14 protein-coding genes and 1 pseudogene are annotated in these 20,010 nt (G+C 71.4%); 13 read left to right on the top strand and 2 right to left on the bottom strand.

What is annotated here, in order from left to right:
* The first annotated feature begins 67 nt into the window (after positions 1–67).
* From ACZ4MF_RS41860 to ACZ4MF_RS41810, 11 genes are all read left to right on the top strand, one after another.
* A complete protein-coding gene (locus ACZ4MF_RS41860; protein WP_467498669.1) occupies positions 68–1,066 on the top strand; it encodes a hypothetical protein in 999 nt (332 codons plus the stop codon).
* A gap of 55 nt (positions 1,067–1,121) precedes the next feature.
* On the top strand, positions 1,122–2,696 hold the full coding sequence (locus ACZ4MF_RS41855) for an Ig-like domain repeat protein (RefSeq protein WP_467498667.1): 1,575 nt from the start codon (positions 1,122–1,124) through the stop codon (positions 2,694–2,696).
* A 130-nt stretch (positions 2,697–2,826) separates the two neighbouring features.
* Entirely contained in the window at positions 2,827–4,689 is a 1,863-nt protein-coding gene (locus ACZ4MF_RS41850) for a hypothetical protein (RefSeq protein ID WP_467498665.1), read from the top strand.
* 45 nt (positions 4,690–4,734) lie between these two features.
* On the top strand, positions 4,735–5,649 hold the full coding sequence (locus ACZ4MF_RS41845; protein WP_467498663.1) for a hypothetical protein: 915 nt from the start codon (positions 4,735–4,737) through the stop codon (positions 5,647–5,649).
* Between the two features lie 22 nt (positions 5,650–5,671).
* Entirely contained in the window at positions 5,672–6,970 is a 1,299-nt protein-coding gene (locus ACZ4MF_RS41840; RefSeq protein WP_467498661.1) for an Ig-like domain-containing protein, read from the top strand.
* On the top strand, positions 6,967–7,926 hold the full coding sequence (locus tag ACZ4MF_RS41835) for a sortase domain-containing protein (RefSeq protein WP_467498659.1): 960 nt from the start codon (positions 6,967–6,969) through the stop codon (positions 7,924–7,926). The genes ACZ4MF_RS41840 and ACZ4MF_RS41835 overlap by 4 nt, the downstream gene beginning before the upstream one ends.
* 127 nt (positions 7,927–8,053) lie before the next feature.
* A complete protein-coding gene (locus tag ACZ4MF_RS41830; RefSeq protein WP_467498707.1) occupies positions 8,054–8,833 on the top strand; it encodes a phosphate ABC transporter ATP-binding protein in 780 nt (259 codons plus the stop codon).
* 20 nt (positions 8,834–8,853) lie between these two features.
* Positions 8,854–9,042 (top strand): hypothetical protein, encoded by a 189-nt coding sequence (locus ACZ4MF_RS41825; protein WP_467498657.1) that lies wholly within the window; start codon positions 8,854–8,856, stop codon positions 9,040–9,042.
* 584 nt (positions 9,043–9,626) lie between these two features.
* Positions 9,627–13,652, top strand: a complete 4,026-nt coding sequence (locus tag ACZ4MF_RS41820; protein ID WP_467498655.1) for a Pls/PosA family non-ribosomal peptide synthetase — start codon at positions 9,627–9,629, stop codon at positions 13,650–13,652.
* Positions 13,653–13,722: 70 nt separating this feature from the next.
* On the top strand, positions 13,723–15,132 hold the full coding sequence (locus ACZ4MF_RS41815; RefSeq protein WP_467498654.1) for an aspartate aminotransferase family protein: 1,410 nt from the start codon (positions 13,723–13,725) through the stop codon (positions 15,130–15,132).
* A gap of 4 nt (positions 15,133–15,136) precedes the next feature.
* Positions 15,137–16,375 carry an aspartate kinase gene (locus ACZ4MF_RS41810; RefSeq protein WP_467498652.1) on the top strand — a complete coding sequence of 413 codons (1,239 nt, stop codon included), beginning with the start codon at positions 15,137–15,139 and terminating at the stop codon, positions 16,373–16,375.
* Between the two features lie 64 nt (positions 16,376–16,439).
* Here the strand turns inward: ACZ4MF_RS41810 and ACZ4MF_RS41805 are convergent, their stop codons facing one another.
* Both ACZ4MF_RS41805 and ACZ4MF_RS41800 read right to left on the bottom strand, forming a co-directional pair.
* A complete protein-coding gene (locus tag ACZ4MF_RS41805; protein WP_467498650.1) occupies positions 16,440–17,651 on the bottom strand; it encodes a GNAT family N-acetyltransferase in 1,212 nt (403 codons plus the stop codon).
* A gap of 165 nt (positions 17,652–17,816) precedes the next feature.
* A pseudogene (locus ACZ4MF_RS41800) lies at positions 17,817–18,092 on the bottom strand (transposase); the annotation flags it as partial.
* A 10-nt stretch (positions 18,093–18,102) separates the two neighbouring features.
* Here ACZ4MF_RS41800 and ACZ4MF_RS41795 point away from each other — a divergent pair.
* Together ACZ4MF_RS41795 and ACZ4MF_RS41790 are read left to right on the top strand one after the other, a co-directional pair.
* Positions 18,103–18,417: a hypothetical protein gene (locus ACZ4MF_RS41795; protein ID WP_467498649.1), complete on the top strand. Its 315-nt coding sequence runs from the start codon at positions 18,103–18,105 to the stop codon at positions 18,415–18,417.
* A gap of 536 nt (positions 18,418–18,953) precedes the next feature.
* Positions 18,954–19,751 (top strand): SMI1/KNR4 family protein, encoded by a 798-nt coding sequence (locus ACZ4MF_RS41790; RefSeq protein WP_467498648.1) that lies wholly within the window; start codon positions 18,954–18,956, stop codon positions 19,749–19,751.
* The last annotated feature ends 259 nt before the right edge of the window (positions 19,752–20,010 follow it).

The following is a 20,010-nucleotide window of genomic DNA, read 5'->3' as shown; positions in this document are numbered from 1 at the left end:
CGAACTGTCCGAAACACCGCGCCGGGCACCACCACCCGGCGAAAGCCTAACCCGAGAGGTACCGCACGTGAACAAGAGAATGGCAGCCGTCGCCGCTGTGGGTATCGCCGGTCTGCTGACCGGTGCCATCAGCGCCCAGCAGGCAGCCGCCGACCCCTCCGGCACGCCCACCTACCGCCAGCTCGCCGGTGTCGGTTCCGACACCACGCAGGGCGTGATGAACGGCCTCGCCAACGCCATCACCATCAACGGCACCAAGGTCATCGGCTCCTACGACGCCACCGGCTCGGCCCAGATCACCACCAAGGACCCTGCCACCACTTCGGGTTGCACCATCAGCCGGCCCAACGGCTCGGGTGCCGGTCGTACCGCCCTGTCGAACTCGCTGCAGGCGAACAACAACTGCCTGGACTTCTCCCGGTCCTCCAGCCTGGACCTGTCGGCGGCGACCCCCGGCCTCACCTACGTCCCGTTCGCCGTGGACGCGGTCAGCTACGCGATCACGCCGACCAGCACCGTCCCGCGCAAGCTCGCCCTGACCGACCTCAAGGCGATCTACCACTGCGACCCCAACTACGTGGGGACCGGGCCGAACTACAGCCTCACCGTCTACCTGCCGCAGGCGGGCTCCGGAACGCGCAAGTTCTGGGAGTCCACGGTGGGCATCACCGAGGCCGACGTGGTCGCGGGTGTCTACCCCTGCATCAAGGACACTAAGAACGGCGCCCCGGTCGAGGAGCACGACGGCCGCGTCCTCGACGACAACTCGATCGCCCCGTTCTCCATCGCGCAGTACAACGCGCAGGCCTCGCAGACCATCGCCGACCTGCGCGGACGGGCCATCCTCGGCACGATCGACGGTACCGCGCCGAACGTCCTCAACAGCACCTTCGGTGTGAAGCGCGACGTCTACAACGTCATTCCGACCAGCAAGATCGGTACGGCGCCGTGGAGCACCGTCTTCGTGGGCTCCGGCTCCCTGATCTGCCAGCAGACGACGGTGATCAACACGTACGGCTTCGCGGCCAACCCCAGCTGCGGCGACACCAGCAAGCAGACCCCCTGACGCTTCCTCAGGTCTTCGTAGTGATCCTCGATCCTCTTAGAAGGAGAGCACGGCAGTGCTGAAGAAGACTCTCTCGCGGGCCCTTGCGGGCGGCCTCGCGGGCCTGGTCGCCCTGCTGGCGGGCGGCCTGATCGCGGCGCCCTCCGCGGCGGCCGCAAGCATCGGCACGGCCTCGGTCACCCCGGCGACCGGCGCCGACACCTCCAGCATGACGCTGACCACCTCGGACCCCTGCCCAAGCAACGCCACCAACGTCATCGTCTCGGTGACCGGTTCCGGCTTCCCGGCCGCCGGCCAGAACGTGGTCGGCAACTCGTCGATCAGCACCTACGGCACGACCGCGAACGGCGGACTGATCATCCCGCTGTCCCAGACGATGCGGGACTACGCCAACACGGCCGGTTTCACCAACCTGACCGGCAAGTACACCTTCACCGTCACCTGCCGCACGGCGTTCAACGCCACCAGCCTCGGTGACTTCCCGGCCTCGATCTGGTTCACGTCGAACACGGCGTACCAGAACACCGACCCGGCCGCGAAGACCCCCACCACCACGTCCCTGGCGGTGTCCCCGGCGAGCCCCGTCACGGCGGGCACGAACGTCACACTGACCGCGACCGTGGGCCCGGCCTCCGCCGCGGGCACCGTGCAGTTCCGCGACGGTGGGGCGGCCCTGGGCGCCCCGGTGATCGTGAACAACGGCACGGCCACGTTCAGCACGAACAGCCTGTCCGTGGGCAGCCACTCGCTGACCGCGGACTTCACGCCGACGGACACCACGTCCGCCGCGTCCTCCTCCAGCCCGGTCTCCTACACCGTCAACCAGGCTCCGGCGACGCAGACGACCACCGCGCTCGCCGTCTCGCCGGCGGGTACGGCGGCCCAGTACAGCCCGGTCAACTTCACGGCCACCGTCACGCCCGCGGGCGCCGCCGGTTCCGTGGAGTTCCAGGACACCGTGGGGACCACCACGACCACGCTGGCCACCGTGCCGGTCTCGGGCGGGCAGGCCACCTACAGCACCACCAGCCTGGCCACCGGTAACCACTCCTTCACCGCCGTCTTCGTCCCGACGGACACCACCGCGTACACCGGGTCGTCCTCGGCCCCGGTCTCCTTCGTGACCGGTGCGTTCGCCGGCGTCACCGCCTCGGAGACCATCACCACCACCGTCAACTCGGGTGCGCTGGTCATCAGCGTGGACAACCCGAACGTCACGCTGCCGTCCCCGGCGCTGAACAGCAACGGCGACCTGATGACCACCGTCGGCAAGATCAACCCGGTCACCCTGACCGACACCCGTGCCGGTAACCCCGGCTGGTCGGTGAGCGGCCAGGTGTCGGACTTCTCCGGCGGCGGCACGCACAGCATCAACGGCCAGAACCTCGGCTGGACCCCGAACGTGGTCGACAAGTCCGCGGCCCAGACCGTCACGGCCGGTGGCGCTGTCACCGCGGCGAACGGTGTCGCGCCGTCCGACGCGGGCAACGCCGGCCTCAAGTCGTCCCGCTCCCTGGCCACCGGCAACGGTCTGGGCACCGCCCACCTCGGCGCCGACCTGGCCTTCAACGTGCCGACCTCGACCGTGGCCGACACCTATACCGCCACGCTCACCCTGACGGCCATCTGATCCTGACAGATGGCTGACGGGGCGGAACCTCAGCCCCCGCCGGGATCCGCCCCGGCCGGGACGGGCGCTGCTGCCCGTCCCGGCCAACACCGCGCACCGGCCCCGCCCGCGCCCGAACGGACGACCCGACATGATCACCACCTCAGCCCGCCGCATCGCCGCCGTCCTGGCCGCCTGCCTCCTCGCCGTACTCCCGGTCGCGACCGCGTCGGCCACCGCACCGGCCACCGCACGGGGCGACGGGGGACAGGGGAGTGCGGGGCGTACGACGTTCGGTGTCCAGCCCTCGGCCGCGAAGAACCCCGACGCACGGCCCAATTTCTCCTACGGCGCCACCCCGGGCGCCGTCGTCAAGGACCACATCGCCGTCTTCAACTACGGCACACGACCGCTGACGTTGAGGGTGTACGCGCAGGACGCCTTCACCACCGCCGACGGCGGCTTCGACCTGTACCCGGCCAAGCACAGGCCGGCCGACGCCGGCGCCTGGCTCACGGTCGGCAAGGACCGGGTGACCGTCCCCGCCCGCTCCCGGGTCATCGTGCCCTTCACCCTGGCCGTCCCGCCGAAGGCGACCCCCGGGGACCACACCGGCGGCATCGTCGCTTCGCTGGCGGCCTCGACCCCCGACAAGAAGGGCAACAAGGTCGCCGTGGACCAGCGCGTCGGCGCGCGGGTCTACATCCGGGTGAGCGGCGCGCTCACGCCCCGGCTCGCCGTCGAGGACCTGCACACGGTCTACCACGGCACCGCCAACCCCTTCGGCACCGGCTCGGCGACCGTGACGTACACCCTCCGCAACACCGGCAACGTGCGGCTGGCGGCCCGTCAGACGCTCGACGTCCACGACGCGTTCGGCGGCACAGCGAAGGCGGCGAAGCTCCGTGACCTCCCCGAGCTGCTGCCGGGCGACGCCTTGAAGATCACGACATCGGCCACCGGCGTTTTCCCGGCGTTCCGGGACACGACGACCGTCACGGTCGACCCGAAGCCGGTGCGCGGCGACGTCCAGCTCCGCATCCTGCCCCGCGTCACCCGCACCGAGGCCTTCTCCGCCGTGCCGTGGGCGCTGCTGGCCGTGCTGCTCGTGCTCGCCTGCGCCACCGGGCTGTTGCTGATACGACGGCGCCGGAACGCCGCGACCGGGCCCGCCAAGTCCACGCGTAAGACGCCCGTAGCGAAGCAGGCGATGGGCCTGGCGGCGGTGATGCTGCTGGCCGCAGGTGCGTTCGTGGGGGGCACGCCGTCCGACGCGCGAGCCGCGGACGCCGGGCAGCTCGCGGTCGCCCCGGCGACGGGCAGCGACACCCAGCCCATCACCCTCACCGCCGACGCGCCCTGCCCCGCGAAGACCACCAACGTCATCGCCCGTGTCACCGGAGCGGGCTTCCCGCACGGCGGACAGATCGTCGTCGGCAACGCACCGCTCACCACGTATCCGAGGGCGGCGGGCGGCGGCCTCGCGATCCCGCTGACGTACACGATGCGGGACTACGCCACCACGGCCGGGTTCACCACCCTGCGCGGCACCTACAACTTCACCGTCAGCTGCCTCAAGGGTCCCTTCGGCCTGACGAGCCTGCACGACTTCACGGGATCGCTGCGGTTCGCCGCGAAGAACGCCTACAAGGACGGCACCGAGGTCGCCCTCCCCAAGGCAAGGATCCCGCAGATCCCGGCCACCGGGACACCGGCTCCGGGCGGGACGGCACCGACGTCCCGGGCGGCGCCGGGGTCTCAGGCGGCTGGGCGGCCCGGACAGCCGTCGGGACCGCCCTCGGCGTCGGGGCGGTCGGACGGTTCCGGGACGCCGGGCGCCGCGCCCCGGAACGGAGGACGGGCGAGCTCCGCCCAGGACTCCCACACCGCGCTCACCGCAGCGGCGGTGGGCGGGTTCACCGCCTTCCTGCTGGCGCTCCTCACGGGCTTCGCCCTCTGGTTGCGCGGCCGCCAAGCCCGGACCCGGCGCCCGAACACCCGCACCGGCACGTGAACGCTGCCACCGCCGTCCTGATCCACTGCCAAGGAGAGAACCACCGTGTCCATCACACCCCAGACAGCCTGCACACCCCGGATGTCCCGTGCGGCAGCCGTCCGCGTCGGTTCGCTTCTCGCGGCCTGCGGCACGGCGGGACTGCTCGTCACCGCGGTGACCGCCGCCCAGGCGTCGGCCGAAGAGACGGCCGGTTCGATGCAGGTGGCCCCCGCCACCGGCACCGACACCAGCGGACTCACCCTCACCACCTCGGCGGCCTGCCCGGCCGCCGCGACCAACCTCATCATCTCGGTCAAGGGTTCCGGCTTCCCGGCCGCGGGCCAGAACGTGGTGGGCAACTCGCCGATCAGCACGTACGGGACCACGCCGAGCGGCGGCATCGTGGTGCCGCTGACGCAGACCATGCGGGACTACGCCAACACGGCCGGCTTCTCCAAGCTCCAGGGCCGCTACGAGTTCACGCTGACCTGCCGCACGGCCTTCAACGGCACCAGCCTCGGCGACTTCACCGCGCCGATCTGGTTCACCTCCAACACCGCCTACCGGAACACCGACCCGGCGGGCCCGACCTCGACGCCGACGACCACGCCGACCGCCACGTCCACCACGTCCGCGACCCCCACGGACACCGCCACGCCGACGGCCACGGCCACGTCGACGGACACCGGCCTGCCCACGGACACGGCGTCCGCGACCGACACGACCCAGCCCGCCAACACCACCACCCCGACGGACACCTCGACGGGTGGTGGCTCCCAGGACATCTCGACGAGTGTCAACGGCGGTGCGTCCGGCGGCAGTTCGGGCAAGGGCGGCTCCCTGGCGGCCACGGGCGTCAACGGGGGCGCGCTCGGCGCCCTGTCGGCCGCGCTGGTCCTCGCGGGTGTCGTCATCATCCGCCGCGCCCGGTCGCGTGAGGACTTCCCCGACACCGACACCGACACCCCGAACGCCTGAGCCGCGGGAGAAACGACACACCATGCATGTCAAGGCTGTACACCGCCCGTTGGCGGCCGCGCTCGTGTCCGTGCTCGCCGCCGGGGCGTTCGTACTGGGCGCGTCAGGTGCCGAGGCCGATGTCCTCGGTTCGATGGAGGTGTCCCCGGCGACCGGCACGGACACCAGCGGCATCACGCTGACCACGGCCGGGCCGTGCCCGGATCCCGCGACCAATCTCATCGTCGCCGTGAAGGGCTCCGGCTTCCCGGCCGACGGCCAGATCGTGGTCAGCAACTCGCCGATCAGCACATACTCCACCGCACCGAGCGGCGGCATCGTGGTGCCGCTGACACAGACCATGCGGGACTACGCCAGCACCGCCGGTTTCACCACCCTCCAGGGCCGCTACGACTTCACGCTGACCTGCAGGGCCGCGTTCGGCTCGGCGACGTACGGCGACTTCGCGGCGCCGATCTGGTTCACCTCGAACACCGCGTACCAGAACGCCGCGCCCGTCACCGCCACGACCACCACGCTCGCGGCGAGCCCGGCGATCCCGGTCGTCCAGGGCACGTCCGTGAAGCTGACGGCGACCGTCGCCCCGGCCGCCGCGGCCGGCACGGTGCAGTTCCTCGACGGGACGACCCAGCTCGGCACCCCGGTTGCCGTGTCCGGCGGAACGGCCACGCTGACCACCAGCGCCCTGGCCGTCGGCACCCACGCGCTGAAGGCCGAGTTCACGCCGGCCGACCCGGCGGCGTACGGCGCCTCGGCCTCCGCGCCCCTCTCGTACACGGTCAAGATCAAGCCGCCGGCGGTCGTCACGGCCGCGAAGGTGACCGGCACGGTGCGGGTCGATTCCACGGTGACCTGCTCGGTGGCGTTCAGCGGTGCGACCTCCGTGTCGTACGCATGGCTGCGCGGCGGCACGGCGATCAGCGGCGCGACCGGGCGCACCCGAGCACTGGTCGCGGCCGACTACCCGCACAAGATCGCCTGCCGGGCAACCGCGGCCAACAGCACGGGCCGCACGACCTCGACCAGCCCCGCCGTGACCGTCGCCCTGGGCCCCGCCCTGAAGAACCTGACCAAGCCGTCGATCGCCGGCACCCACCGCGTCGGTTACCGGCAGACCGCCCGCACCGGGACCTGGAACCCCGCCGCCACCTCGTACAGCTACGTCTGGAAGCGCGACGGCCGGGTGATCACCGGCGCGACCCACTCGACGTACGTCCCCACCCGGGCGGACCGCGGCCACTACCTCACCGTGACGGTCACGGCGATCCGCGCCGGATACGCCAGGGGCACCGCCACCTCCGCGTCGGTGAGGATCGGATGACAGCACCGACCGCCTCCCCGGCCGGGCCCCTGGCAGCCGACGCCAAGTCGGCCGCCGGGCCCGGCGGGGCCCGGCCCACGCGCCCGGCACGTCCGGCGCGCCCGGCCGCCGGGCCCGGGCTCCGCATCGTCAGCGCCGCCTTGAGCATCCTGGCCGCGCTGCTGCTCGGCTTCGTCGCCGACGCCAGCCTCGTCAGCGACCTCCGGCACGCCCGCGACCGGCAGGTCGACTACGCCGCCTTCCGCTCCGCCCTGGCCAACGGGGTCGCCCCGGTGGGCCAGTCCACGGGTGGCGGCCGGGCGCCGCGGCCGGGTGAGCCCGTGGCGCTCCTGGAGATCCCCAAGCTCCACCTGCGGGAGGTGGTCCGCGAGGGCACCACGGCGGAGGACCTGTCGCGCGGGCCGGGCCACCGCCGCGACACGCCCCTGCCGGGCCAGTCCGGGGTCAGCGTCCTCATGGGCCGGCAGGCGACGTACGGCGGCCCCTTCCGGAGGCTGGGCGAGCTCGGTACGGGCGACACGTTCACCGTGACGACGGGGCAGGGCAGGCACACGTACCGAGTGCTCGGGCCGCGCCACGCCGGCGACCCCCAGCCGCCCGCGCTCGCCGCGGGCCGCGGCCGCCTCACCCTCGTCACGGCCGACGGCACCCCCTTCATGCCCCGGGGCATCCTGCGGGTGGACGCGGACCTGGTCTCGCAGGCCCAGTCCACTCCGTCGCCCGCCGTCGCACCCGCCGCACTGCCGGACGACGAGAAGCCGATGACCACGGAGCAGACGGCCTGGCTACCGCTCGTGCTGTGGGGTCAGGGCCTCGTCCTGGCCGCCGCGGCACTCGTCTGGGCGCACGCCCGCTGGGGCCGTCGCCACACCTGGGTGGTCGGCGTCCCGCTCCTGGGCGCGCTGGGCCTGGCGGTCGCCGACCAGGCGCTGCTGCTCCTGCCGAACCTGCTGTGACCCCCCGCTATGACCTCCTGCCGTGACCGCGTTCCCCACCGCTGATGCTGATGAAGGACAAGCCGTGAGCGACCAGACAACCCAGACCGAGACCACGCTGCCCCTCCCCCCGGTCGTGGCGACCGCGGTGACCGGTGCGTCTCTCGAAGCCCGCCGGATCTCGGCCTGGTTCGGCGACCGCAAAGTCCTCGACCGCGTGTCACTGACCATGCCGGCGGGCCTGGTCACGGCCCTCATCGGCCCCTCCGGCTGCGGCAAGTCGACGTTCCTGCGCATTCTCAACCGCATGCACGAACTCGTCCCGTCCGCCTCGCTGGCCGGCGAGGTCCTGGTCGACGGCCAGGACATCTACGCCCCCGGGCAGCGGCTGACTGAGGCACGGCGAAAGGTCGGCATGGTCTTCCAGAAACCGAACCCGTTCCCCGCGATGTCGATCTACGACAACGTCACGTCCGGCCTGAAACTGACCGGCATCCGGATGAACGGCGGGGCCAAGGACGACCTGGTGGAGGAGTGCCTGGCCAAAGCGGGTCTGTGGCGAGAGGTCAGGGACCGGCTCCGCCAGCCCGGCGGCGCACTCTCCGGCGGCCAGCAGCAGCGGCTGTGCATCGCCCGCTCCCTCGCCGTACGCCCCGAGGTCCTGCTGATGGACGAACCCTGCTCGGCCCTGGACCCCACCTCCACCCGCCGCATCGAGGACACCATCCGCGAACTGGCCCACGAGGTCACCATCGTGATCGTGACCCACAACATGCAGCAGGCCGCCCGTGTCTCCGACCAGTGCGCCTTTTTCCTGGCCGAACAGAATACCCCTGGCGCCATCGTCGAGTACGGCCCAACCCCGGCGATGTTCTCCACCCCGTCGGACCCCCGGACCGCCGACTATGTGGAGGGCCGCTTCGGCTGACCGGCCTCGGCCCTCTGTGCGTGCGGATTTGGGAGAAACGCAGCGGTGAACTGGCTGCCGCTCCCACCCGCCGCAAGGGCTGCACCGCGGTGACGCTGACGCTGCCGGCCGAGCTGGAGCCGTTGCGTGAACTGCATGACAAGGTGGTGGCGCAGATGAAGGCGCACAACGTTGCCCGACAGCCGTGGATGAAGCGCCAGAACGGCTGAGAGGGCACAGCGGCAGTAGCACTTCGATGAACGCCTGGATTCCGGCTGCAACGCCGCGGGCTGCCTTCGTCACGGTCGCATTCGGTCAGACTCCTGCAGTCACCTAGATGATTGGTGTCTCAGGGGCAGCTGCGCAGGCGTGCGAAGGCACTTGAGGTTGCATGGGATTGTCTTCGGTTCTCCTTTGGTCGACGTTTAAGGCATTCACAGGAACTGGGCAGAGTTTTTGCCCGACCGGCGTGGCGAGCGGCAGATAATCGCCAGGCGGAGCTCGGACGGCCTGGCCGGTTCGGCAGTTCTCGGAGGGTGTGCAGTGACCTGACCTCCGCGTTCGATGCCTCCGACCTGCGTTTGAGTGGCGATCAGAGAGACGTGCCAGCTTGGTACGTACCAAGTATCGCAACGGCCGAAACTCTCCTTCTCCCCGCCCCCGTGGGCGCCTAAGTTGCAGGCGCCTCAGCGAGGTACGGGTCCTTGTGCAAAGACACCGGAAGTCGTCTTCCGGATCGGTGTCACACCTGTGTGTGAATCCGGCCCGCCCCTCTCTGAAGAAATGTCGGTGTTAATTCATTCAGGGGACTTCAGTGACCCATACGAGTCTTGTCGCTTCGCCTTCCTCGGCAGCCTCATGCGACACCATCCGGTTTCTTCCGGAATTCTTCGAACGCACCTGTGACCGCAGCCCGGAAGCGGTCGCCGTCGTCTGCGGGGACGTCGCGCTCACCTACGCCCAGCTCGACCGCCGCGCCAACCAGCTGGCCCACCTCCTCGGCGAGCGGGGCGTGGGGGAGGGGAGCACGGTCGGGATCCTCCTCGACCGCTCCCCGCACACCTATGTCACCCTGCTCGGCGTGCTCAAGGCCGGCGCCGCCTACGTCCCGCTCGACCCCTCCTTCCCCGCGGACCGGGTCGCCTTCATCGCCCAGGACGCCGGGCTGAGCCTTCTGGTCAGCACCGCCGACCTGCGCGACCGTACAGCGGACGCGAGCTGCCGCGTGCTCGACATCGACGCGGTCCGGGACGAACTGGACCGCGCACCCGACGATCGCCCCGGCCCCGGGGTCCTGCGCGACCCCGCGGCGCTGTGCTACGTGATCTACACCTCGGGCACCACGGGAAGACCCAAGGGCGTAGCGGTCAGCCACGCCAACATCGTCAACTTCCTGCGGGTGGCCACCCCCATCTACGGCGTCCGCGAAGACGACCGCGTCTATCAGGGACTCTCGCTCGCCTTCGACTTCTCGGTCGAGGAGATCTGGCCGGCCTGGGTCGCCGGTGCCGCGCTCCACGCGGGGCCGAGCGGCGAGCGCCGGGTCGGCCAGGGGCTGAGCACGTTCCTGGCCGAACGCGCCATCACCGTGCTGTGCTGCGTACCGACCCTGCTCACCACCATCGACGACGAACTCCCGGAGCTGCGCATCCTGTTGGTGAGCGGCGAGGCATGCCCCCGGGATCTGGTGCGCCGCTGGGCGCGCGAGGGGCGTCGCGTCCTCAACGCGTACGGGCCCACCGAGTCGACGGTCACGGCGACCTGTGGCGAACTGCGGCCGGACCAGCCGGTCACCATCGGCCGGCCGCTTCCCACGTACCGGGTCTACGTCCTCGACGAGCGGCTGCGCCCGGTGCCCGACGGCGCCGAGGGCGAACTCTGCGTCGGCGGCCCCGGCGTCGCCATCGGCTATGTGAACCGGCCCGAGCTGACGGCCGAGAAGTTCATCGCCAACCCCGTCGGGGACGACCGCGCCAGGGCCCCGCGCCTGTACCGCACCGGAGACCTGGCACGCATCACGCCCACCGGGGAGATCGAGTACCTCGGCCGGGTCGACACCCAGGTCAAGATCCGCGGCTACCGCATCGAATGCGCCGAGATCGAGGAGATCCTGCGTGCCGACGAAGCCGTCGAGAACGCGGTGGTTGTCCCCCGGGAGGTCGACGGCACCACACAGGATCTCATCGGCTACCTCACGCTGAGTACGCCCCGCGCCCACCGGAACGAGGACGAACTGCGCCACCGGCTGCACGACTCGCTCCGAAGACGCCTGCCCGCCTACATGATCCCCGCCTTCGTCGAGATCCTCGACACCCTGCCCATGCTCGCCGCCGACAAGGTCGACCGCAGACGGCTGCCCGCTCCTGTCTCAGCGCCGTTCGGCCGCGGCTCCGGCGCGCACACGGCTCCCGGCACCGACCTGGAGCGGAGACTCGCCGCGCTCTGGAGCGAGGTGCTCGGGGTCTCCCCGGCGGACATCTCCGTCGAGGACGACTTCTTCTGCGACCTCGGCGGCCACTCCATGACCGCGGCCAGGCTGATCTCCCGGCTGCGCCGCGAACCCGAACTGCGGGACGTGGCGATGGGCGACCTCTACGCCCACCCCACCGTCCGCTCCCTGGCCGGCTGCCTGGAGAGCCGCACCGCCGACACGGTGCCGCAGCCGTCGGCCGCCCCCGGTGCCCCGGAACCCCGGCGCCACTCCTCGCCGCGGGTGTGGGCCTGCGGCCTGGCCCAACTCGCCGGACTCTACGGGTGGATGCTGGTGATGAGCCTGCCGTTGGTGGTGCTCGGCTACCGGCTGTCCGTCAGCATCGGCGCGCCCGTCCCCGGCCTCCACACCGTCCAGCCCCTGGCCACCCTGGCTCATCTGGACTACGCCGCCTTCCTCGCCGTCGACGCGGGCTGGCTGTTCGCCGAGATGCTGGTGCTGCCGCTCCTGGCGGGCAGGCTGCTGATGGCCGGGGTCACACCAGGCCGGTATCCGCTGTGGGGCGTCACCTATCTGCGGTTCTGGCTCTACGGCAAGGTGCTGGCGACCTCGCCGCTGGCCGTGCTCTCCGGCTCCCCGCTGCTGCCGCCCTATCTGCGTCTGCTGGGCGCCAAGGTGGGACGGCACTGCCACATCGCCACCGCGCCCGCGCTGCCGTCCCTGGTGAGCATCGGCGCCGAGTCGAGCATCGGCTACGGCGCCCGAATCCAGCCCTTCTCCGTCGCCGACGGCTGGCTGCGGCTCGCCCCCGTCTCCCTGGGCACCGCCAGCCACGTCGGCACCAACAGCCTGCTCCTGCCGGGCTCCCGACTCGGCGACGGCGCCGCCCTCGGTGACCAGACCCTGCTCCCCGCCGACCACACCGTTCCCGACGGAGCGTTCTGGGCCGGTTCCCCGGCCGCCCCGAAGGACGGCAAGCCGGCCCTGCTCACCGAACTCGAACGCGGCGCCGACCGGCGTGGCTGGCCGCCCCACGTCCTCGCCTGCTACGCCCTCGGAGCACTGCTGCTCACCCTCGCTCCGCTGGCGGTGTTCCTCCCCGGCGCGCTCCTCACCGGCTACCTCGTCATCACCACCGGCCCCTGGGCCGCGCTCGCCTCCCTCGCCCTCACCGGACCACTCGTGCCCGTCGTCACCTGCCTGCTCGTGCTTTTCGTCAAGCGCGTCCTGCTCCCGAGGGGCAGGCCGGGCATCCACCGCGAGCGCAGCCTGCGCGGGGTGGCCAAGTGGGCCGGCGACGCCATGATGACCCTGAGCCTCACCACCACCCACGCCCTCTACTCCACCCTCTACCTGGTGCCCTTCCTGCGGGCGCTCGGCGCCCGCACCGGCCGCTGGGCGGAGGTGGCGACCGTCAGCTTCGTCGACCCCGACCTGCTGGAGATCGGGGAGCGCAGCTTCGTCGCCGACATCTCGGTCGTCGGCCCGGCCGTCTTCCACCGGGGACGCTTCGCACTCACCCCGGCCGTCGTCGGCCACCGCGCCTTCGTGGGCAACGGCGCGCTGGTGCCGGGCTCCTCACGCATCGGGGACAACAGCCTGCTGGGGGTGCACTCGGTGGCCCCCGAGGGCGCCACCGAGCCGGAGACGACATGGCTGGGCTCGCCCGCGCTCTTCCTGCCGCGCCGCGAGGAGAGCCAGAGGTTCCCCGCGAAGTACACCTTCGCACCCACCCCGGGACTCATCGCCGCCCGGCTGGCTGTCGAGTACCTCCGCATCACCCTGCCCGCCACCATCGGCGGCCTCGCGTTCCTCGGCATGTGCTACACCCTGATGCGCCTCACGGAGATCGCCGCACCGCTCGCCGTCCTCGCCCTCGGCCCCGCACTGCTGCTGGGGGCGGCCGTGGCCGCCACGCTCGCCGTGGTCGTCCTCAAGTGGCTGGTCATCGGCGCCTACCGGCCCCGCACGGAGCCGCTGTGGGGCATCTGGGTACGGCGCACCGAACTGATCACGGGGCTCTTCGAGAACCTGGTCGTGCCCACCCTGGTCACCTTCCTCACCGGCAGCCCCTGGATGGCTACCGTGATGCGCCTGTTCGGCGCCAAGGTCGGCCGCCGGACCTGGCTGAACACCACCTTCATGACCGAGTTCGACCTGGTCGAGGTCGGTGACGACGCCGCCGTCGGCGAGGCCACCTCCCTCCAGACCCATCTGTTCGAGGACCGGGTGATGAAGATGTCCCGGGTCCGCGTCGACGACGGCGCGTCCATCGGCACGCGCTGTGTCGTGCTCTACGACGCCACCGTCGCCGCCGGCACCACTCTGGACGCGCTCTCCCTGGTCATGAAGGGTGAGTCGCTCCCGGCCGGCAGCGACTGGCGGGGTATCCCCGCCCGCCCCTGCTGAACCACACCGCTCCACGCCACCCGCGCTCTGCATCCGCACGCCATACACCGGAGTTGACATGACAGTCCCCATGACGGATCCCGCCACCTGGCACGGTCCGCACGTGCACGGCGAACTCCCCGGCCCCCGCTCCGCCGACCTGCTCGCACGCCAGCAGCACCGCGAGTCCAACGCCCGCACCTACCCGCGGCGACTGCCCATCGCGCTGGCGCAGGGATCCGGTCCCTGGGTCCAGGACGTCGACGGCAACGTCTTCATCGACTTCCTGGCCGGTGCCGGGGTGCTCTCCCTCGGCCACAACCACCCCGAACTCGTCCGGACGGTGACTGAACAGGTCACCCGGCTCACCCACGGCCTGGACTTCCCGACCCCGGCCAAGGACGCCTTCGTCGAGGCCCAGATCTCGATGCTGCCCCCGGCGATGCGCGACCGGACGAAGGTCCACCTGTGCGGGCCCACCGGAGCCAACGCCGTCGACGCCGCGGTGAAGCTGTGCAAGACCGCCACCGGCCGCGGCGACATCGTCTCCTTCCAGGGAGGCTTCCACGGCAGCGGTCACGCGGCCATGGCCCTCACCGGCCTGGTCAGGCAGAAGCAGCCGGTCGCCAACGGCATGCCCGGCGCCCACTTCTTCCCCTACTCCTACTGCACGCGCTGCCCGCTCGCGCTGTCCCCGCACAGCTGCGCGACCAACTGCGTGGCGCTGCTGGAGCGTTCCTTACGCGACGCCAACGGGGGCGTGCCCGCCCCGGCGGCCGTCGTCATGGAACTGGTCCAGGGCGAGGGCGGCGTCATCCCGGCACAGCGCGAGTTCGTCACCCGGGTACGGGAGCTGACCCGCGAAATGGACATCCCGCTGGTGGTGGACGAAGTACAGACCGGCTGCGGCCGCACCGGCACCTGGTTCGCCTTCGAGCAGTACGACATCGAACCCGACGTCATCATCGCCTCCAAGGCGCTCAGCGGCATCGGCACCCCCGTCGCCGTGATCTTCTACGACCGCCGGCTCGACGTCTGGGCCCCCGGCGCCCACACCGGCACATTCCGCGGCAACCAGCTCGCCTTCGCCGCCGGCACCGAAGCGGTACGCATCGTCCGCGACGAGGACGTCCTCGCCAACGTCCGGGCCCGGGGCGCGCAGATCGAACGCCGGCTCGCCGAACTCCGCGACAACGCCTGGGTGCGCGAGGTCCGCGGCCTCGGCCTCATGTGGGGCGTGGAACTCGCCGACCCGCAGAGCGGCGCTCCGGCCACCGACCTCGCCACCGCCGTACAGCGGCACGCCCTGGAGAACGGCCTCATCGTCGAACTCGGCGGCCGCGGCGACTGCGTCGTGCGCATGCTGCCACCGCTCAACATCTCACGCGAGGTGGCGGACACCGCCTGCACGATCCTCATCGACGCCATCGGCAAGTCCATCGCGCCCCTCACCGGCAGCGCGGACACGGGCCGGCCGACCGGCAGCACCCGGGAGATGTGACGCCGTGACCCTCATCGTCCAGAAGTACGGCGGGAGTTCGGTGGCCGACCCCGACCGGATCAGAAGCGTCGCCGAACGCGTCGCCACCACCCGCAATAACGGTCAGGACGTCGTCGTAGTGGTGTCCGCGATGGGCGCCTCCACCGACGAACTCCTCGCCCTCGCCGACCGGGTGGCCGTCCAGCCGTTCCCGCCCCGAGAGACCGACCTGCTCCTCAGCGCGGGCGAACGGATCTCCAGCGCCCTCCTCGCCATGGCACTGGAGGCGCTGGACGTCCCGGCCCGCGCGCTCACCGGGGAACAGGCCGGCATCGTCACCACCGCCGACCACGGCCGCGCGAGCATCGCCGACGTCACGCCCGACCTGATCCAGGAGACCCTGGACGCCGGATACGTACCCGTGGTGGCCGGTTTCCAGGGCCGCGCCGCCGACACCCTGGAAGTCACCACCCTCGGCCGGGGCGGCTCCGACACCACGGCCGTCGCCCTCGCCGCGGCCCTGAACGCCGACCTGTGCGAGATCTGCACCGATGTCGACGGCGTCTACACCGCCGACCCGCGCATCGTCCCCGAGGCCCGCCTGCTCGACCGCATCGGCTACGAGGCCATGCGCCAACTCGCCGCCGGCGGTGCCCGCGTCCTGGCGACCGCGTCCGTCGGCTACGCCCAGTGTCACCGGGTGCCCGTGCGGGTGCGCTCCTCGCACGGCACGAGCGAGGGCACCCTGCTCCGCGACGACCCGGCCGAACCCGGTGAGGGGAGCGGGACGGTTATCGGCGTCGCCCACCACCGCGCCGTCCGCGTCGGGGTCGCGGCCCCCGACGCGCTCGCCGACCGGCTCCTCGTGGCAGAGCGCGTCCTACGCGCCGTCGAGGGAGAGGACCGTGAGATCGACGTGGCCCTGTGCCGGCCGGACTCGGGCACCGGACAGCTGTCGTTCGTGGTCCACGCCGACCAGGCGGCCGCCCTCACCGCCGCCGTCGAGGAGATCGGCCCGGGGACGCGGGGCGTCATCCAGCACGACGAAGACCTCGGCCGCGTGTCGGTCATCGGCCCCGCGTCGGTGAGCCGTTGCTGTGCCGCCCTGATGGAGAACGGCATCGCCATCGAGACGGCGACCCGGCTCCGGCACGGTGTGCGGATCCTCTGCGGCCAGGACCGGCTCGACGACGCGGTGCGCACCGTACACGCCGCACTCGGGCTCGGCACCCGCGCGATGGCGGGAGCCGCGCTCCGGCGATGACGTAGACGGGACCGATGGGGGCGGCGTGCCCGCCCCCATCGATTCCCGCCGGCTTCGGGCCGGTTCAGAACTCGTCGTTGGTGAACGGCAGATACTCGGTGCGCAGCGCGGCATCCAGCGCGGACGCGGCGTCCGGCGTGTGTTCGGTGGCGAGTCCGGCGCGCACCATGTGCGTGACGGGGGTGCCGCCCAGATAGCAGGCGGCCAGGTCACGGACGTCGAGCGTCAGGTCGGCGGGATCGGTGGTCGGCTCGTACCCGCAGTGATCCGTGCTCACGGTCAGACGGAAACGCCCGTGGTTCGCGGCGATCCGCGTATCGCGCACATCGAGAACGAGGTCGGCGGGGGCGGCCCACGCACGAGCGGCCAGCGCGGCCCGTACGTCGATCAGGCGCAGCCAGAGAGCGGGGGACTGCGCGGTGACGCGCACCTGATCACGGTCCGCCGCCATCAGCAGCAAAGGGTCGTCCGCGGGCCGGCCCGAGCCCCGCACCGTGCCGGTGAGGTCGATGGAGGCGAGATAGCTCCACAGCGCCGCGGCGGCGGGAGCGGTGCGGGCCTCCAGCTCGTCGACCTGGACGAGCCCGGATCTGTCGTCGTCGCCCCCTCGGGTCCGGTAGATCGCGTAGCCGGCCGGGGTGCCGCCGCCCAGGACGACGACGCGCGGCGGGCCCAACTCGTCGTCGTCCTCGTCCTCCTCGGGCAGGATCTGCTCGCGCCACCAGTGCCGGTCACGGGCGAGGGCCCCGGCCCTGCGCGTGCGGACGCCCTCGTGGAGGGGAGCCAGCAGCGCGGGCGCCTCGGCCGGGTCGACGAGGCGCAGCGGACCGGGGTCCGGGGCGACACGAAGGGCGAGCGGCCGCCGCGAGTCGATCTCCACACAGGACAGGGCCGTCGCGGCACCGAACCCGTAACGGCCGTAGATGGCGCTCTCGGACGCCCACAGGGCGGCGAGCGGACGGCCGGTCGCGGCGCACTGCTCCCACAGCCGCTCCATCAGGCCGGAGAGCACACCTCGGCGCCGATGGGTCGGTGCCACGGAGACGAACGTCAGCCCGGCGCAGGGAAGTTGGCCTCCCGGCACGGAGAGGAGGAGCCGGTGGGCGGCGAGCAGGCCCACGAGGCGGTCGCCCTCGTACCCGCCGAAGCGGTCGCAGCGCAGCAGGATGCGGCGATGACGCTCCCGCAGTTCCTCCTCGTAGGTCTCGTGGAAGACGAGGGACGCGTGGTCGAGGGCCCGGTCGACGTGACTGCGGGAGAGCTCCTGGAAACGCATGGACGCTCCGGTCGGGCCGTGGCCTTGAGCAGGCGGTGAGTTCACGGTTCGGATACTGTCCCGGTTTCCCGGCCCTGCCAAGGAGACGGCCCGGCGCGGGGGAACGTATCGCGTCGCGCGGGTGCCGGGCCGTCTGGGTCCTAGGGCGTGTATCGGATGTGCTGGTCACAGCCACTCGTTGATGGCTGCGACGAGGACGGTCGCCGCGTAGCGGACCGCGAGTTTGTCGTAGCGAGTTGCCACCGCACGGTGCCTTTTGAGGCGATTGATGCCGCACTCGACCGCGTGCCGAGCCTTGTAGTCCTCAGCGTCGAACTTGGGCGGCCGGCCGCCGAGAGAGCCGAGCTTCTTGCGGTTGCGAGCCTGGTCGGCCTTGTCCGGGATAGTGCAGCGGATACCGCGGCGTCGCAGGTAGGCGCGGTTCTTGCGGGACGCGTAGGCCTAAAGCGCCGTGGCGGCGCCGGCCGCGCTCACGTACCCCGGCGGCGGCACGCCGCGCCGTCGGCTGCGGTCGGTTCCGGCGCAGGCCGGTCCGGTCGTTCCGCTGGAGCTGGGCAACCCGCTCCAGCTGACGGAGACGATGCGCGAGCGGCTGCTCGTGGCGGTGCGCGCGATGAAGGACCCGCAGCTGGTGTTCGACCATATCGACCGGTACGGCGAGACGTCGGCCAGGAGGCTGTTCACCGGGCGGCTGGTGGAACAGGTGCGGCAGATGTCCGGCCTCGGGCACCTGAACCTCGGCTACATCCCGTGGGGGCAGGCATGAGCAGCGGGGAGACGTCCGGCGTGGGACCTGGCCCGGGCCGCGCTGCGGGCCGCGATGGCGAAGGCCTGCCAGAACGGCGGCGGGCAGAAGGCGAAACCGCGGCCCGTCCGTACGTGCGCCGGGCGCGCTGATCACCGAGCGGGCCTGGGAGCTCCCGGCCGCCAGCGCCTCGCTGCGCGACCGGTGGGCAACCATCGCTCCCGATGGCGGGGTGAGGCAGCCAGCGAGCCGGAGAGTCCGCCGCGCGGTTCCTGCGGGGACTGCGGCGCCCGGATCGTCGTGGTCGGCCGCGCCCTCGAGGACGGCCTGTGCAAGCTCTGCCGCGAGGAAGTCGCTGCGCTGGGCACCGCTCTAGGATCCGCGACTTCGTTAGCAGTGAAGGCGGCTCATTAGCAGTGGATGAGCAAATCCGCGTTCCAGTTGACAATGGCTACGTCCAGTAGCGGTCTCCTCGGGTGGGTTCCAAACCTCCGGTTTGACGTCAGATACGTCTGTGAGCACGTCCATTGTCAGTGCGGTGCGCTTCACTGTCCGCCATGGAGCTCACGCAAGCGACCGTCAACGATCTGCTGACCCAACTCGGCCCGGGGGACGGCTACGTGTACCTGCCCAGCGACCTGGATCCGCAGGACCTGACCGACCTGCTCGCCAGCAGGTACGGCGCCCCGCGCACCCTCGTCCTCGACGGCTTTACCGACCCGGCGGTCGACGACTCCGGGGGCGCGGTTCTCCTCGTCCCCTTCGAGGACCGGGGCGTGACGATACGGGCGTGGGCGTACGGGGATCAGTGGGTCGGCGCGGGTACGGTGCGGGACGCCGAGGGGGTTGAGCGGCCGGTGCTGGTGGTCGCTCACAGGGAGGTGCCCGAACCCTTCGCGGTTGCTCCGAACGAGGATGTCGACTGGATGCAGCGGCTGATACGGATCACCGGCTGGACGCAGCCCGCCCAGCGGCCGGACGTGGACTGGGTGGAGGTGGAGTCGCGCCTGGGTACCGCGGTGCCGAGCGACTACAAGCGCATGGTCGAGACGTTCGGCAAGGGCGCCTTCGACGGTTTCCTGGACTTGTACCAGGAGCCGTGGACGGGTCTCAGGGAGGACGGGCTGTTCATCTGGGCTGGCACGGAGCACGAGGACCGGTACTGCTGGAGGGCCGACGGTGACGACCCCGACCGTTGGCCCGTCGTGGTCCGGTCCTTCGACGGCGAGGACCTCCTCTTCGACTGCAAGGCCTCCGAGTTCGTCTGCCGTATCCTCGTCGACCCGCACCACCCCCACACAATGGCCCACTATTTCGACACCCACTGGTTCATGAACCACCGGGAAAGCGGCTGAACCCCGCCGGCATCCGACACTTGGGTGGCAGCGTCTTCAGGGAGGAGAGCAGAAACCTCGTCGGCCACAGCGGACCCTCCAGATGAAATGACCTCTTCGGCGCGGCCGGCGGCACCACGGAAAGTAACCACCCTCGCAGTCCGTGGGGTCCAGATTGCTCACAGCTAGTGCGTTGACCACGAACGTTGCCGGGGTTGATCAGGCGGCTTTGGGGCGTGGGCGGCCCCAGCGTTGCTGGCGTTCGCTGCGGACCTTGGCG

This window comes from Streptomyces sp. NPDC025793, from assembly GCF_055558375.1.
This window is presented reverse-complemented; position numbering and strand designations above follow the sequence as displayed.

Bases quoted from the DNA above. Each gene is read 5' to 3' on its own strand.
- ACZ4MF_RS41850 (WP_467498665.1), top strand. From the start codon at position 2,827: ATGATCACCACCTCAGCCCGCCGCATCGCCGCCGTCCTGGCCGCCTGC.
- ACZ4MF_RS41840 (WP_467498661.1), top strand. From the start codon at position 5,672: ATGCATGTCAAGGCTGTACACCGCCCGTTGGCGGCCGCGCTCGTGTCC.
- ACZ4MF_RS41835 (WP_467498659.1), top strand. From the start codon at position 6,967: ATGACAGCACCGACCGCCTCCCCGGCCGGGCCCCTGGCAGCCGACGCC.
- ACZ4MF_RS41815 (WP_467498654.1), top strand. From the start codon at position 13,723: ATGACGGATCCCGCCACCTGGCACGGTCCGCACGTGCACGGCGAACTC.
- ACZ4MF_RS41805 (WP_467498650.1), bottom strand. From the start codon at position 17,651: ATGCGTTTCCAGGAGCTCTCCCGCAGTCACGTCGACCGGGCCCTCGAC.
- ACZ4MF_RS41790 (WP_467498648.1), top strand. From the start codon at position 18,954: ATGGAGCTCACGCAAGCGACCGTCAACGATCTGCTGACCCAACTCGGC.